Below are 15,828 nucleotides of genomic sequence, written 5' to 3'. Positions count from 1 at the left end.
TGGTGTGCGGCGGCCGCGCGGACGCCCTGAAACTTTCCACCTTCGCGCCGGCCGTGCCTGGCAAAGGGGCAAAAAGATCGCCGTGTTCTTCGACTCGGCCCGCTATGTCGCCCACCATGAATACCAGGTCAGCCAGCTGTCGGCAGGACGGGACCTGGTCGGCGGTGACCGGGGGCGAAACCGCCGGGTACGGCCGTGGGGGCGCAGTGCAGGCAGGGCCCTTCCGTAACGAAATGTGCTCGCTTCGGAGTATTTTTGTTACTGATTGCCCCTGCTTCGGTGGGTCGGTCCGCTTGTGTGGGCATCCTCCTGCTGATCGGCGTCTGATCGGCGCCTGATCGGCCCGGACCCGGTGTCCACATGCCTGCCTCGGGTTCGTCTTTTGTGCCCATACACCTTCCATACCCTGCCGCGGTGAGGGAGAATTGGGACACGAGTGTGTTTGTTGGGTATGTATCGTGGCTCGCCGGAGCGAATCGGTGATCTAACGATCATGCCGAGCGGGAAGACCCTTGAACATGCTCCAACTCACGGTAAGGGGCGGGCATGCGGTCGATCTGGAAAGGCGCGGTCTCCTTCGGCCTCGTCTCGATTCCGGTCAGGCTCTACTCGGCCACCGAAGAGCGGGACGTGTCGTTCCATCAGGTGAGACGAGATGACGGGTCCCGCATCCGCTACAAGCGGGTGGCGGCGGTGGACGGCGCCGAGGTGCCGTACTCCGAGATCGCCAAGGGGTACGAGCTGCCGTCCGGGGAGACCGTCGTGCTCACCGACGACGACTTCGCGAACCTGCCGTTGGCGACGTCCCACACGATTGACGTGCTGGAGTTCGTCCCGCTGGCGCAGGTCGACCCGATCTATTTCGCCAAGAACTACTACGTTGAACCCGACCGGACCGGGACCAGGCCGTACGTACTTCTCCGGGACGCGCTCGAGGGGTCGGGGCGGGTCGCGCTGGTCAAGGTCGCCCTACGCCAGCGCGAACAGCTGGCGATCCTGAGGGTCCGGGCCGGGGTGTTCGTCCTGTCGACGATGATCTGGCCGGACGAGGTCCGTGCCCCGGAGTTCCCGTTCCTGGTTGATCAGGTCGACCTCCGCCCGCAGGAACTGACCATGGCGCAGGCGTTGATCGACACGCTGTCCGCCGACTTCGACCCGACCCCGTACACCGACGGGTACCGCCAGGCGCTCCAAGCCGTCATCGAGGCGAAGGTGTCCGGGAACGAGATGGTGACGCCACCCGGCGAGGGACGGCCCGCCAACGCCGCGGGTGACCTGATGGCTGTTCTCGCCGCCAGTGTGGAGGCGGCGCGCAGGGACAGGGAGGGTGCCCCGGCGGGCGCCGGCCCCGATCCGGGCCCGGCGGCGAACGGCGCCGCGCCCGATGGCGCCGCGCCCGATGGCGCCGGGGACGCGGGAGCCGGGCGGAAAGTCGCGGGCAGCCGGAGCACGCGGGCGAAGAAAGCCGGGACAGCGGCGACGTCCACAGGTTCGACGGTCCGTCACCGGACCGCCTGACATCGTTGCGATCATATCCGGGTGGGGGCGGGGAACATCCCGGCCCGCCCGCGCGCTGGGATGGATGGCGTTCCCGTCACGAGGGCACCGCGTCGATCCCGTACAGCGGATCCCGGACGAGTGCGTCCGTCGCCTGCGACGATGGGAGGCGACGATGGTGTCGGATCTACACGGATCCATACCGGATGTACGGCGGATGTATGGATGTCGCCGCTGTGACCGCGAGGAGAGATCGTGTCCCTGCCGCCCCTGGTCGAGCCCGCGGCCGACCTGACCATTGACGAGGTCCGCCGGTACTCCCGGCATCTGATCATTCCGGATGTCGCGATGGACGGCCAGAAGCGGCTGAAGAACGCGAAGGTGCTGGCCGTCGGTGCCGGCGGGCTGGGTTCGCCGACCCTGATGTATCTGGCCGCAGCCGGGGTGGGAACGCTCGGCATCGTCGATTTCGACACCGTGGACGAGTCCAACCTGCAGCGGCAGATCATCCACGGCCGGTCGGATGTGGGACGGTCCAAGGCGCAGTCGGCCCGGGACACCGTCCTGGAGATCAACCCGTACGTTGACGTGGTCCTGCATGAGACCAGGTTGGACACATCCAACGTCATGGAGATCTTCAGCCGGTACGACCTGATCGTGGACGGCACGGACAACTTCGCCACCCGCTATCTGGTGAACGACGCCTGCGTGCTGCTCGGCAAGCCATATGTCTGGGGCTCGATCTACCGGTTCGACGGGCAGGCGAGCGTCTTCTGGGCCGAGCACGGCCCGTGCTATCGCTGCCTGTACCCCCAGGCGCCCCCGCCGGGCATGGTGCCGTCCTGCGCCGAGGGTGGTGTCCTCGGCGTCCTGTGCGCGTCGATCGGGTCGATCCAGACGACCGAGGCGATCAAGCTGCTGACGGGGATCGGCGAGCCGTTGGTCGGTCGTCTCATGGTCTACGACGCACTTGAGATGAGCTACCGTTCGATCAAGGTGCGTAGGGATCCGGAGTGTGAGCTGTGCGGTAAGAACCCGACCATCACCGAACTGATCGACTATGAGGCCTTCTGCGGCGTCGTCTCGGATGAGGCCCAGCAGGCGGCGGCCGGTTCGACGATCCTTGCAGTAGAGCTGAAGGACTGGCTCGACCGCGGCGAGCCGATCGAGCTCGTCGACGTCCGGGAGCCGGCCGAGTGGGAGATCGTCCGCATTCCGGGGGCGCGCCTCATCCCCAAGGGTGAGCTGCCGGCGCACCTTTCCGAGCTGCCGCAGGACCGCCGGGTCGTCGTCTACTGCAAGAGCGGTGTCCGCTCGGCCGATGCGCTGGCGACGCTGAAGGCCGCGGGGTTCTCCTCGGCGGTGCACGTCCAGGGTGGTGTGACCGCCTGGGCGACCCAGGTCGACAAGTCCCTACCGGTGTACTGAGAAGCTGCTTGCGGCCTTCCGGCCGGGCGGTCCGCGCCCGGCCGGCCCCGGCGGTTGGTGAGGTGTCGCGATGGTCGGGGACGAGCTGCGGCACCAGCCGCCGCTCAGTGTGTCAGCGGGGCTCGCCACCCGGATCGTCATCGGCGGCCGGCCGAGCCCGTACACGATGACCGTCCTTGCGGCGGTCACGCGCATTCCCCGCGGCAAGGTGATGACCTACGGCGATGTCGCCGAGTATGTGGGCGCGGGGACGGGCCGAACGGTCGGCGCGGTGCTCTCCCGCCATGGTCATGATGACGACATCCCCTGGCACCGGGTGATCCGCTCCACCGGCGCACCGAACCCGAGCGCCCCGGACGAGGCGTTGCGACGGTTGGCGTCCGAGGGCACGGTGCTGCGTCCCGGCGGGGAGCGGGTGGATCTGGGCGCGGCCCGCTGGGACGGCCGGACAACCCCCTGACAGGCTTCGAGCGCCCGAGGGTGGGACCGTCCGGTTCTGTCGGTGGCGCATGGTGTGCTGTGCGCGTGACAGTCCACCAGGATCGGGCGAGCGCCCACCAGGGCACGGCCGGGGTTCCCCGGCTGGCGGCGCGGGCGGTCCCGACCGCGGTTGGTCCGTCGGCATATCGGCTCGTGCGGACCCCGCCGGCGCGCCCGCGCCCGCCGGTCCTCGACGCCGACCAGGCCCGTGTCGTCGATCACACCGGCGGTCCGCTGCTCGTCCTGGCCGGGCCGGGTACGGGTAAGACGACCACGATCGTCGAGGCGGTGGCCCGGCGGGTGGAGGACGGGCTCGACCCGCAGTCCATCCTGGTGCTCACCTTCAGCCGGCGGGCCGCCCACGAGCTGCGCGAACGCATCACCCGACGGCTGCGCGCCGCCGTCGGCGCCCCGTTGGCCTGGACCTTTCACGCCTGGTGCTATGCCGTTCTACGGCTGGGCCGACCGGCCGACCCAGGTGGTGTGTCGCCGAGACTGCTGTCCGGGCCCGAGCAGGACACCAAGCTTCGTGATCTTCTTGCCGGGACGGTGGAGGTCGGCCGGCCGCGATGGCCGGCCCCGCTCGCGGGCTGTCTCACATCCCGGGGCTTTGCCGAGGAGGTACGGGCCATGCTCGCCCGGGCCCGTGAGGTGGGGCTGAGCCCGGACGCGCTTGCCGCACTGGCTCGGCGGACCGGCCGGGATGACTGGGCCGCGATGGCGACCTTCTACGCCGACTACCTCGACGCGCTTGATCTCGAAGGGATGATCGACTATTCCGAGCTGGTCCAGCGGGCCGCCGCGGTCGCCGAAGGCGACGACGTCGGTGCTGACCTGCGTCGCCGTTATCAGGCTGTCTTCGTCGACGAGTACCAGGACACCGACCCCGCGCAGGAGCGGCTGCTGCGGGCCGTCACCGGGGGTGGTGGCGACCTCGTCGTCGTCGGCGATCCGGACCAGTCGATCTACGGGTTCCGCGGGGCGGAGGTGCGCGGGTTGTTGGCGTTCCCGACCCGGTTTCCCCGCGCGGACGGGCTCCCGGCCGAGGTGGTGGCCCTGCGGCGCTGCCGACGGCTGGGGCCGGTGGCGCTCGCCGTCAGCCGGCAGATCGCCAGCCGTATCCCCGCGACCGGTCTGCCCGCCCAGTACCTGCGCGCACATCGGGATCTGATCGCGGCCGGCGGCGAAACCGGGTCGGGAACCTCCGAGGCACGCCGTGCGGAACGCGTTGAGGCCCGGACGTACACATCCGAGGGCTCTCAGGTCGAAGGCATTGCCGACCTGCTGCGCCGGGAGCATCTGGAGAACGGCACCCCGTGGGACCGGATGGCGGTGCTGGTGCGCAGCGCGGCCCGGTCGGTGCCGCCGCTGCGGCGGATGCTCACCGCCGCGGGCGTGCCGGTCGAGGTGGCAGGCGATGAACTGCCGCTGGCCCGCGATGGTGCGGTCGCGCCGCTGCTGCTGGCGCTGCGCTGCGTCGACAACCCCGGCCGGGAGCTGACCGCCGAGGCGGCCCGGACGTTGGTGACCGGTCCGCTGGGTGGTGCCGACCCGACCGCGTTGCGGGCGCTGGGCCGCGCATTGCGCGTGATCGATCGTGCCGTGATCGATCGTGCCGTAGTCGCCACCCACGTGGGCGACCCGGCCACGGCGGCCGTGCCGGCATCGTCGCCCACGGCGGCCGTGCCGGCGTCGTCGGCGGAACTCATCCGGCAGGCCGTCGCCGACCCCGACCGCACCCTGCTGATGGTCCCCGACCACATCGCGGGCCCGGCCCGGCGCCTGGGTGAGCTGCTGCGATCGGCGCGCGCGGTGCGCGACGGCGGCGGCACGCCCGAGGACGTCGTGTGGGTGCTGTGGTCGGGCACCGGCTGGCCCGCCCGGCTGGAACGGGCGTCCGCCGCGGGCGGGGCCGCCGGCCGGGCGGCAGACCGTGATCTGGACGCTCTGGTCGCGCTGTTCGCGACCATCGGCCGCTCGAGCGTGCGGCACGGACCCGGCACCGGCATCGGCCCACTCCTGGACGAACTGGAACAGCAGCAGATCACCGGTGATTCGCTGACCGAGCGTCCGGCCCGGGCGGACGTGGTCCGGTTGCTGACCGCCCATCGCAGCAAAGGCCTGGAATGGGATGTCGTGGTCGTCTGCGGCGTCCAGGACGGGCAATGGCCGGACCTGCGAACCCGCCACTCGTTGCTGGAGTCCGAACGCCTGGACCGCCCGGAGTGCGGGGGGATGCGTGAGGCCGCGACCCGCACCGAACTTCTTGCGGACGAACGTCGGCTGTTCTACGTTGCGTTGACCCGGGCACGGCGCCGGCTTGTCGTCACCGCGGTCGACTCCACCGAGGATCAGGGTGCGGGTCCCAGCCGGTTCTTTCGTGAACTGTGCGACGCGGGACCGCTCGGTGTCTCGGTGACCATGCACCGTTCCCGGCTGGCCCGTCCGCTCACACTGTCGTCGGCGGTTGCGGCGCTGCGCCGGACCACGGTCGACCCGGCCTCGACGCCGGCGATGCGGGCGGCCGCATCGGTGCGGCTGGCACGGCTCGCGGCCGCGGTTGACGACGTGGGTCGGCCGCTCGTCCCCTCCGCCCGTCCAGGTCGGTGGTGGGGGCTGGCCGAGGTGACTGCGGGCGACGTTCCAGCGGTCGCCGCGGACACCCCCATCCGGCTGTCGGGGTCGTCGCTGTCGGTGTTGGCGACCTGTCCGATGCGCTGGTTCCTTGAGCACGAGGCGCATGCGCAGGCCGCGACCAGCTCCGACATGGGCTTCGGCAAGGTCGTGCATGCACTCGCCGACGAGGTCGCGACCGGGCGGACCGCTCCCGACCTCGACGCGCTCGACGTCCGGCTGGAACGGGTGTGGCGCCATCTCGCCTATGAGGCGCCGTGGCGTTCCCAGCAGCAGCGGGCGGCGGCGCGCCAGGCGCTGGCCCGGTTCCTGGTGTGGCACGCGGCCACGCGCCATCGGCGGTTGGTGGCCAGCGAGGTCCCGTTCAGCTGCGACATCGTGGTGGGCGGACGGACGGTGAAGCTACGGGGTTTCATCGACCGCATCGAGCTGGACGATGACGGCCGGGTACACGTCGTCGATTTCAAGACGGGTCGGACGGCTCCGTCCAGTTCGGATGTGGCGCGCCATCCGCAGCTCGGCACCTATCAGCTTGCCGTTCGTCACGGAGCGGTGGCGTGCGACGCCGATGGAGCCCGAGCCGAGCCCGGCGGAGCGGAACTGGTACACCTGCGTCTTGACGCGGCGTCAGGTCCAGTGCCAGGTCCAGTGCCAGAGTCGGTGCCAAGCCCGGCGCCAAGCCCGGCGCCAAGCCCGGCGCCAAGCCCGGCGCCGGATCCGCCGGTTGCGACCCCGGCGGCTCGGGCGCCGAAGGTCCAACGTCAGGAGGCACTGCCGGTCGACGGCCCCACCTGGGTAGACGACCTGCTGTTGGACGCGGTCGAACACATCGACGCGGAGCGCTTCCCGCCACGTCCGGGCGCGTCCTGCCCGACATGCACGTTTCGGCGATGCTGCCCAGCCCAGGATGAGGGACAGCAGGTGATCACATGACCGTGGCTGCGGCGGCTCGACCGGCGGGGCTGGACCTGGTGCCGGCGGAGCTGCGTGATCTCCTCGGGGTGCCGTTCACCGATGAGCAGATCACGGCGGCGACCGCTCCGCTGGAGCCCGGGGTGATCGTCGCCGGGGCTGGTTCGGGCAAGACCTCGGTGATGGCCGCCCGGGTCGTGTGGTTGGTCGTGACCGGTCAGGTGGCGCCCGACGCCGTGCTCGGGCTCACTTTCACGACCAAGGCCGCGGGCGAACTCACCGACCGGATCCGCCGTGGCCTGGAGAAATCCGGTCTCACGGGTGCCGCCGGCGTAACGGGGGGCGAAACCTGTGACGGCGAGCCCGGCGAGCCGGTCGTGTCCACTTACCATTCGTTCGCGAAACGGCTGGTCACCGACCACGCGCTGCGGCTCGGCCTGGAACCGGGTTTCACCCTCCTTGCCGACGCAACCCGCTACCAGCTCGCCGGGCGGGTGCTGCGCCGCCACCGCGGACCGGTCGCGGCGCTGACCAGGCCGCTGTCGATGCTCGTCGGCGACATCATCTCCCTTGACGCGGAATGCAGCGAGCACCTTGTCGAACCGGCGGCGTTGGCTGGTTTCGATCTCGGCTGGCTGGCCGAGATCGAAACGGTGCTCATCGCCGAACAGGAACGGCCGCGTAACAAAGGTCATGTCGACGCTCTCGGCCGGATGGCCCTGGTCGCCCGGTCCCGCCGGGAGCTCGCCGCAATGGTCGCGGAGTTCCGCGCGGCCAAACGCGAGCTCGACGTCATCGACTTCGGTGATCTGGTCCGCCACGCCGTCCGACTGGCCGCCACCGTGCCGGCGGTCGGCGCGTCGGAGCGTTCCCGGGCCGGGGTCGTGTTGTTGGACGAGTACCAGGACACCTCCGTAGCGCAGCGGCAGATGCTCGCAGGCCTGTTCGGCGGTGGTCATCCGGTGACGGCCGTCGGTGATCCATGCCAGGCCATCTACGGTTGGCGTGGCGCGTCCGTTGCGAACCTCGACGGCTTTCCGGACCATTTCCCGCGCCGTGGCGGCGGGCCGGCGCGGGTGTACGAGCTGTCGGTCAACCAACGCAGCGGTGGGCGGTTGCTGAGCCTGGCCAACGCGGTCGCGGCCGGCCTGCGGGCCCGACACCGCGTCGCGCGGCTGCGTCCGCGTGACGACGTCGCAGACCGCGGCGAAACGGTTATCGCGCTGCATCCGACCTGGTCGCAGGAGGTTCGTTGGATCGCGGCGACGTTGCGGGAGGTCGTCAGTGCCGGCCGCGCACGGCCGGGGGAGTGCGCGGTACTCGTGCGGGCGCGTCGCGACGTCCCCGCGCTGTACGCGGCCCTGCTAGCGGCTGAACTGCCGGTGGAGGTCGTGGGCCTCGGCGGTCTGTTGAGTCTGCCGGAGGTAGCCGACGTCATCGCGACGCTGGAGGTGCTGGACGATCCGACGGCCAACGCGGCCCTCACGCGGCTGATCACCGGTCCGCGGGTGCGGCTGGGCCGCCGTGACCTCGCGGCGCTCGGGCGCGCGGCGCGTGAGGCCGTCGGGGTCGGGGTGGCCCGCACTGCCCCCCTCGACCAGCCTGGATCCGACCCTCTGGTACCCCACCAGCCGGCGGGCGAAGCGCTGCCGACCGATGCGCTCGATGAGGCGGTGCTCGGGATCGACCCCTGCGACGTGGTCGCGCTCGCCGACGTGCTGGACGACCCGGGCCCACAGGTGTCGCCCCAGGCCAGGGCCCGGCTGCGGATGCTCGGTGCGGAGCTGCGCTATCTGCGGGCCCACATCGACGAGCCACTGCTGGACGTCATCCACCGGATCGTCGAGGTCACCGGTCTGGACGTGGAACTGGCGGCGAGCCCCGAGGCGGTCACGGCCCGCCGCCGTGACAACCTTGCCGCGTTCATCGACGTCGCGGCGGGCTTCACCGGTCTGGACAACGACGGTTCGGTCCGTGCGTTCCTGGCATTCCTGCGTGCCGCGCAGGAACACGAGCGTGGTCTGGACGCGACCAGCCCGTCCGGCGCGGATGCCGTCCAGCTGATGACCGTCCACAAGTCCAAGGGGCTGGAGTGGGAGGTCGTGGCCGTGCCGAACCTCAGTCACACGGTTTTTCCGATCACTACCGTCCGGTCGAAGTGGACCACATCGCCGTCGGTGCTACCCACGGCCCTGCGCGGGGACGCCGACGATCTGCCCGTGCTGCCCGGCCTCGGTAAGCCCGACCTCGCCGGCTTCGCCGCCGACTGTGACGCCTATCTGGAACGGGAGGAACGCCGTCTCGGCTATGTCGCGTTCACCCGGGCCAAGTCCCTGCTGTTCGGCAGCGGGCACTGGTGGGGGCCGGCGCAGCGTCGGTTGCGTGGGCCGTCGGTGTTCCTCGACGAGTTGTACGAACACGTGCGCGCCGGCCACGGCAGGGTCGCGGTGTGGGCGCCGAAACCGTCCGAGGACGAGACCAATCCGCAGCTCGCCGGCATGGAAGACCTCGACTGGCCGCTGCCGTATGAGCCTGCGGCTTATGCCCGCCGCCGCGCCGCCGCCGAACAGGTCACGGGATACCTCAGCGCGCTGGGCGCGGATCAGCCGCTGCCCGTGGACGATCGTGATGGGATGACCCCGGCGGAACGGCAGACGCTCGCCGAACTCGACCGTGATGTCGAGCTGCTGTTGGAAGAAGCTCGCCGTGCCCGGCGGCCCTCCCGCGAGGTGGAGTTGCCGCGTGCGCTCACCGCTTCCCAGGTGGTGCAGTTGAGGTCCGATCCGGCGGGGCTGGCCCGCGACCTCGCCCGCCCGATGCCGCGGCGCCCGGCGCCGCAGGCGCGTCGAGGTACGGCGTTTCACGCCTGGGTGGAGGGCGTCTTCGAGCAGGCCCCGTTGCTCGATCCCGAGGATCTGCCGGGGGCTGCGGACGAGGCGGTGGACGACGGCGAGATCGCGGCGTTGCGGGAGTCGTTTCTGGCGAGCCCGTATGGTCGGCGGCGTCCGTTCGCGGTAGAGGCGCCGTTCGAGCTGCTGATCGCCGGCCGCGCGGTCCGGGGGCGCATCGATGCGGTGTACGACCTCGGGGGCGGCCGGTGGGAAGTGGTCGACTGGAAGACCGGCCGCCAGCATGCGGACGCGGTTCAGCTGGCGGTCTACCGGCTGGCCTGGGCGCGGTTGCGGGGGGTGCGTCCGGACGCGGTGGACGCGGCATTCCTCTATGTCCGCTCGGGTGAGGTCGCACGTCCGCCGTTGTTGTCCGAACCCGACCTCGAGGCCCTCCTCGCCGACCCGTCACCGAGATCTGACGGTCCGCGGACTGCCCGCTGACGGGGGATCGGGCCGGGCCGGCCGATCGAGGCGAAGGCGGGTTTCTTCTTCGATGAGCTGCTCGCCGCTGCCCGGGAAGGTCGGTGAGCAGCCGCGCTCGGCTGCAGCGATCAGACAACGTGCACCAGTTGCGGGAGCGATGACTCACCCAGCCTCGTGGTCGTACCGGATGTCGTGGCGGTACTCGACATCGCGCTGAGAATGAGGGGTGTGCCCGCCGTGCTCAGGTCAGTGGCGGCCGTGGCGGAGAAAACCGCCACCAGCGCGATTCCGGCGGCAGCCACGTAACGCACCAGCGCGCGCGACAGGCCGCTGTCCCGGCTGGTGCCGTGAGCTGAAAGCGACGAGTTCATGGCAATCTCCTTTGGCTGGCTGGCTGACTGGCTTTCTTTGGGGCCGTCGAGCGTGCGCGAAAACGAGGATCGCACGCCCTTGGGCCGGCTGACTTTCCCGGAATTTCTTGTCCACAAACAGCTAATCAGCATGGGCTGGGCGCGGGCTGAGTACCTGCTGTGCGTCTGCTGTGGGATGCCAGGTGCAGTGCGGCTTGAGTATGGCCAGGTGTTGGCCAGGGGCTGACGAGGTCGAATGACCAGGTCGAACCGACATCGGTGGCGGGCCGCGCCGGCCCGCGCCCGGACAACAAGGAAAACCGCGGGCGCCACCGGTTCGCGGTGGCGCCCGCGGCCTTGTGCTGTCCGTTGCGCGTGCTGGCCCTTGCGCTGGCCCTTGCGCTGGCCGTTGCGCTGGCCGTTGCGCTATGCCGACGGTAGGTGACTTCTGTCGCTCCAGCGTGCTTTTCTACCTACCGCTCGGCCGAATGTCGTCCAGCGGTAGGTGGAAACGGTCATCATGACGGCTACCCGCAAAAAATACGGGTAGCTAGAAGGATCTCCGGTCGCGGTAAGCGGCCCTGACGGGTGCTAACACACCACGTCAGGGCCTCGATCCGAGACCACTGGAGGTCCCGAACCGTGTTCACCATCCAACCAGCGGGCGTGCACCTGGCGCTCGTACTCGCGGTCCTGGTGCTGGTCGCCATGGCCCGAACCCCACGTCTGACCCTGGCCGGTGACCTGCCGTCCCGTGGGACCGTCCCTGTCCAGCGCAAGGCGCCGGACGTCGTCCTGGCTTTGGCCGTGGGCGACGTGCCCGATGACCGTTGGCAGCATGGGCTATGCCGATCATGCGGACATCTCCGGGACGATCACTCGTTCGTTGGGTGCGCACGGGCAGCCCATGGCCTCCAGTGCCCCTGCCCCATCCGCTCCGCGATCGCCCCGCACTGCATCATCTGCGGCGACCGGATCGACGGTGAGGTCTACGACTGCGGCGCCGGTCCGGAGCATCTGGACTGCCATCACGACGATGTGGATCACGGCACGGACGCGGACGCCCCGCCGGTACCGCCCGTCGACGAGGTGGACCCGGACCTGATCACGGAGATCCTCCGCCAATTGGAGCGGCCGGGCATGTTGGCCGATTTGACCGGCTGGCAGTGGGACGACAGCGACTACACCCGCGCAGCGGCGTTCATCCGCACGGCTGTCGAGGCATCCCGCGGCGGTGCGGCATGACCGCACCGACGATGACCCGTCCGGGCGAGCTTGACACCCCGTGGGATGACGGCCTGATCGACGAGATCGCCGTAAACCGAGTGGTAGCCGACTCAGCGGGAGCTGGACGGCTACGACCGGCAGAGCAGCAGGTCGCTGCGGCGCGGATGAACGCGGCCGGCTTGCCTGTCCGGCAGATCGCCCGTCGCCTCCAGCTGTCGGAGCACATCGCGGCACGGATCATCGCGGCGGGTGGGTCATGAGCGGCGCGATGGGCCGATACGGCATGAGCCTGACGGCGTACGCCGCCTACGAGGCTCTGCTGGCGACGCGCCACCCGCTCGATCGGGCCGTTGCCTGCCTACTGGGCGCCGCACAGGGCACGGCGCCGGCCGACCGGTGGGACCACGCACTGACCCAAATAGCCGTTGCGCAGGAGTTGCTGTGCACGGCTGCCGAAGAGATCTCGACAGCCAAGGCTGAGGCGCTTTCCCCGCGGGATGACCGATGACCGGGGAGCGGTTGCACCGGATCCGGTGGGCGGTCCGCGCAGTCCTGGCCCTTGGGGTCGCGGCGTCCGTCGCGGCGAACATCCTCGCCGCGCGTCCCTCGATCCCGGGTCGGGTCATCGCGGCCTGGTCTCCACTCGCCCTGCTGCTGACCATCGAACTGATTTCCCGAGTGCCGGTGCACCGTCCGGGTCTGGCGTGGGTCCGCCGTGGCGCCACAGCGGCCATCTCGTCCATCGCGGCGTGGGTCAGCTACTGGCACATGGTCGAGGTCTGCGGCCGGTACGGCGAGACTGCGACGTCGGCCCACCTGATTCCGATCTCGGTGGATGGCCTGGTCGTGGTCGCATCGGTGTGCCTGGTAGAGATCGGCGGGCACCTTGCTGCACCCGCACTCGAGGCGAAGCTTCCACCCGAGGGTGAGTCTCACGCCGGCGAGACGGTGACCGTCGGGTCCGGCCGTGGCCTCCAGCTGGACGACACAAGCGCGTCACAAGTGGTGCAACCTGAGCCACCGAATCCGGTAGTGGATGAGCCACTTCCGGTTCAGGGCGCGCCACTGCCCCGCACGCCCGGCTCACGCCATCGCGTGGCAGAGCTTGTCAGCAAGATTCCAGCCGACGACGGGAGATCAACCCGCCAGTTGGCGGAGGATCTCGCCCCACTGGTCGGGGTCGCCCCCGCCACCGTCCGCCGCCATCTCTCCGACCTACGCCGGGAGGTCTCGGCATGAGCACCCCGATCATCTGCGGATGGTGCGACAAGCCGGCCGTCCGCGTCTACGACGGTGTGACCGCCGATTCCTACTGTGCCAAGTGCGAGCGGAAGTACGGCAACCCGGACCGGACGGCAAACGATAAGCGCCGGGCGACGATCCGTGCCCGCCGTGAAAACGGTGCCGCATGAGCACCCGCGCCGTTTGCGCCACCTGCGGCGCATGGGTCTACAGCCGGCTTGTCGACCACTCGACCCGCCCGTTCGGCCGGGTCGAGTGGGTCCACGCACCGCGCAGCATGCCGGCGGACGGCCACGCTGCCGTCCCGAAGGAGGAGCGGCGGTGAACGGCAATGGCAACGGCACGGTGGCACTGGACGCGTTGGCACCGTTTGTGCCGGACGTCCTGCTCATCCCTGCGGCAACGCCGGTTGTCGAGGCTGTCACACCGGCTGTCGAGGCTGTCGGCACGGTTGCACCGGTTGGGGTCCGCGAGGTAGACGACCAGGCGGACGACCACACGTCGATGCCGGTCGACAGCCCAGCGGCCGACGATGATCGTCCAGCATGGGAGCGGCCGGCCGACCGGCGCCCGGTGGTGGCGCCATGGGTCCGGGACGTGTCCCAGCTTCGCCGGGCAATCGTCTGGAGTGTGGGCGAGGCACTGCACCCGGTGGCCTTTCACGCGGCGCGTGGGCCGCTGTACGGCGTCCGGTTGGCGTCCGGGTCGCCCCGCGGCGCCGTGAAGGCCACGCACGCGATGATCCGATGGGCGGGCGACGGTGCGACCCGCGATCGTCTCGCCATCCTCGACGCGAAGGACTCGGCCGCCTACCTCGCGCTGAGTCGTCAACGAGACGACCGAATGAAGCGCCGGACCCGGATTGGCGGCGTGGGCCTGGCGGCTGTCGTTGCCGGTCAGAGCGCCCTGTACGTCGCTGAGCCGGGTCTGTTCGTGGCAACGACCGTTGCCGGGGTCCTGGCCCTCGGTGCGGTAGGAAGGCGCCGCGACCGGCCCATCCTCGACAGTCCCACCACCGTGTCCAGCCGCGCACCCAAGCTGACCAGCGACGTGGTGGAACGGGCGTTGGCGAACTGCGGCCTACCCGCCTCGATCGCGACGAAGATCGCCACGACCGGATTGGAATGGGTCGCACCGATCGCCATTGACGGTCCGGGATGGCTGGCACAGTTCGACTTGCCGTACGGCGTAACGGTGGCGGAGGTCGCAGACAAGCGCGAGAAGCTGGCGTCCGGTCTGCGGCGTCCGCTCGGTGCGGTGTGGCCCGAGCCGGAATCTGACGAGCACCCGGGGCGTATGCGGCTGTGGGTCGGACAAACGACGCTGGCGAAGGCGAAGGCGCCATTGTGGCCGCTGGCGAAAGCCGGTCAGGCGGATATCTTCAAGCCGTTGCCGTTCGGGACGGATCAGCGGCTACGGCCGGTGTCCATTCCGCTGATCTTCGATTCGGTGCTGATCGGTGCGATGCCCCGCTACGGGAAGACGATGGCGCTACGGGTGTTGTTGCTCGGTGCGGCGTTGGACCCACACGTCGTGCTGTACGTGTACGAGCTGAAGGGCACCGGGGACCTTTCCTCACCTGGTGAGCAGTGCGCGCACCGGTACGCCAGCGGCGCCAGCGACGCGACGCTACGGGCCACGATGGACGGCCTGGAAGAGGTCTACGCCGAACTCGAGCGGCGCGCAGACCTCATCCGCAGCCTGCCGAAGGCGGTGTGTCCGGAGAACAAGATCACCCCAGAGTTGGCGCACAGACCCGGGTCGGGACTGGCACCGATCCTGCTGTCGATCGACGAATGCCAGGAATTGTTCTCCCACAAGGAATTCAAGGACGAAGCCACCCGGTTGTGTGTCGCCATCATCAAGCGCGGTCCCGCATTGGGGATCATGCTGGCGTTGGCGACGCAGCGACCTACGGCGGAATCCTTGCCCAAGGACATCAGCGCGAACATGGGGTTGCGATTCTGTCTGCGCGTCGCTGGTCATGTCGAGAACAACATGATCCTCGGTACGGGAATGTCCGCGCGCGGCGTGCAAAGCTACCAGTTCGGCCGAAAGGATAAGGGCATCGGTTGGTTGGCTGGATTGGATGACGATCCGATTGTCGTGCGAGGCGCCTATGTGGACGCGCCGGCGGCGGAGCGGATAGCCGACCGGGCACGGGCACTTCGCCTCGCGACCGGAACCCTGACCGGGCAGGCGGCCGGTCAGGCTGTCGAGGTAGCCGACGATGGTCCGGATCATCGCTTCCTCGGCGACGTCCTGACCGTGATGCGGGACGACAGCGAGCATCTCGCGGTCCTGGCCGTGCGCCTGGCCGATGTCGACCAGCGCTACCAACTGGACGGCGACCCGTGGCCATCCCAGCGACTCGGTGGCGCGCTACGTGCGGCTGGTGTCGACGTGGCGAAGCAGCTGTGGGCTACGGCCGTTGACGGCACCCCCGGCAATGCCAGCGGGGTCACCCGGGACGCGGTCCGGCTGGCGATCTCTAGAGCGGCAGAAGTCTAGGTCTAGACCTGGGTCTAGACGTCGATCATGCCCGTGACCTGGACTCTAGACCCCTAGACCAGGTCGCAGGCGATCAACGAATCGGGGCCACAGCGACCCCACGGAGGACACACCATGGCCCGCATCCCCACCGAAGCCGAGATTCGCGCTCGTGCCCGCCAGCTTCGCGACCAAGGCGCCGGCCCGCACGCCGCGGCACGGCAGGCACGCCGCGAAGCGTGGGAGATCTCCAC

General features: G+C 69.8%; 13 protein-coding genes. 12 read left to right on the top strand and 1 reads right to left on the bottom strand.

Annotated features, from left to right (window positions below; all coding sequences use genetic code 11):
* The first annotated feature begins 546 nt into the window (after positions 1 to 546).
* From U9983_RS13705 to U9983_RS13685, 5 genes are all read left to right on the top strand, one after another.
* Positions 547 to 1,518, top strand: a complete 972-nt coding sequence (locus U9983_RS13705) for a Ku protein (RefSeq protein ID WP_322754395.1) — start codon at positions 547 to 549, stop codon at positions 1,516 to 1,518.
* 234 nt (positions 1,519 to 1,752) lie between these two features.
* Positions 1,753 to 2,925 carry an adenylyltransferase/sulfurtransferase MoeZ gene (gene moeZ, locus U9983_RS13700; RefSeq protein ID WP_322754394.1) on the top strand — a complete coding sequence of 391 codons (1,173 nt, stop codon included), beginning with the start codon at positions 1,753 to 1,755 and terminating at the stop codon, positions 2,923 to 2,925.
* Positions 2,926 to 2,995: 70 nt separating this feature from the next.
* Positions 2,996 to 3,385 carry an MGMT family protein gene (locus U9983_RS13695; RefSeq protein WP_322754393.1) on the top strand — a complete coding sequence of 130 codons (390 nt, stop codon included), beginning with the start codon at positions 2,996 to 2,998 and terminating at the stop codon, positions 3,383 to 3,385.
* Positions 3,386 to 3,450: 65 nt separating this feature from the next.
* Complete coding sequence (locus U9983_RS13690) at positions 3,451 to 6,972, top strand: ATP-dependent helicase (RefSeq protein WP_416211388.1); 3,522 nt, start codon at positions 3,451 to 3,453, stop codon at positions 6,970 to 6,972.
* Entirely contained in the window at positions 6,969 to 10,283 is a 3,315-nt protein-coding gene (locus tag U9983_RS13685) for an ATP-dependent DNA helicase (RefSeq protein WP_322754392.1), read from the top strand. Before U9983_RS13690 ends, U9983_RS13685 begins: the two co-directional genes overlap by 4 nt.
* 110 nt (positions 10,284 to 10,393) lie before the next feature.
* Here the strand turns inward: U9983_RS13685 and U9983_RS13680 are convergent, their stop codons facing one another.
* Positions 10,394 to 10,636, bottom strand: a complete 243-nt coding sequence (locus U9983_RS13680) for a hypothetical protein (RefSeq protein WP_322754391.1) — start codon at positions 10,634 to 10,636, stop codon at positions 10,394 to 10,396.
* A 621-nt stretch (positions 10,637 to 11,257) separates the two neighbouring features.
* On the opposite strand from U9983_RS13680, the gene U9983_RS13675 reads away from it, so the two are divergent.
* Genes U9983_RS13675 through U9983_RS13645 form a run of 7 tightly spaced genes read left to right on the top strand, consistent with a single transcriptional unit; the run spans position 11,258 to position 15,595 of the window.
* Entirely contained in the window at positions 11,258 to 11,860 is a 603-nt protein-coding gene (locus U9983_RS13675) for a hypothetical protein (RefSeq protein ID WP_322754390.1), read from the top strand.
* Positions 11,857 to 12,102, top strand: coding sequence for a hypothetical protein (locus U9983_RS13670; RefSeq protein ID WP_322754389.1), 246 nt, complete (start codon positions 11,857 to 11,859; stop codon positions 12,100 to 12,102). The genes U9983_RS13675 and U9983_RS13670 overlap by 4 nt, the downstream gene beginning before the upstream one ends.
* A gap of 23 nt (positions 12,103 to 12,125) precedes the next feature.
* Entirely contained in the window at positions 12,126 to 12,350 is a 225-nt protein-coding gene (locus U9983_RS13665; RefSeq protein ID WP_322754388.1) for a hypothetical protein, read from the top strand.
* Entirely contained in the window at positions 12,347 to 13,081 is a 735-nt protein-coding gene (locus tag U9983_RS13660) for a DUF2637 domain-containing protein (RefSeq protein WP_322754387.1), read from the top strand. The genes U9983_RS13665 and U9983_RS13660 overlap by 4 nt, the downstream gene beginning before the upstream one ends.
* A complete protein-coding gene (locus U9983_RS13655) occupies positions 13,078 to 13,254 on the top strand; it encodes a hypothetical protein (protein ID WP_322754386.1) in 177 nt (58 codons plus the stop codon). Before U9983_RS13660 ends, U9983_RS13655 begins: the two co-directional genes overlap by 4 nt.
* A complete protein-coding gene (locus U9983_RS13650) occupies positions 13,251 to 13,409 on the top strand; it encodes a hypothetical protein (RefSeq protein ID WP_322754385.1) in 159 nt (52 codons plus the stop codon). Before U9983_RS13655 ends, U9983_RS13650 begins: the two co-directional genes overlap by 4 nt.
* On the top strand, positions 13,406 to 15,595 hold the full coding sequence (locus U9983_RS13645) for an FtsK/SpoIIIE domain-containing protein (RefSeq protein WP_322754384.1): 2,190 nt from the start codon (positions 13,406 to 13,408) through the stop codon (positions 15,593 to 15,595). The genes U9983_RS13650 and U9983_RS13645 overlap by 4 nt, the downstream gene beginning before the upstream one ends.
* The last annotated feature ends 233 nt before the right edge of the window (positions 15,596 to 15,828 follow it).

It is taken from the genome of Protofrankia sp. Cas3 (assembly GCF_963555955.1).
GTDB lineage: Bacteria > Actinomycetota > Actinomycetes > Frankiales > Frankiaceae > Protofrankia.
The sequence above is the reverse complement of the archived record's forward strand: the minus strand, read 5'-3'. Positions and strand labels throughout refer to the sequence as shown.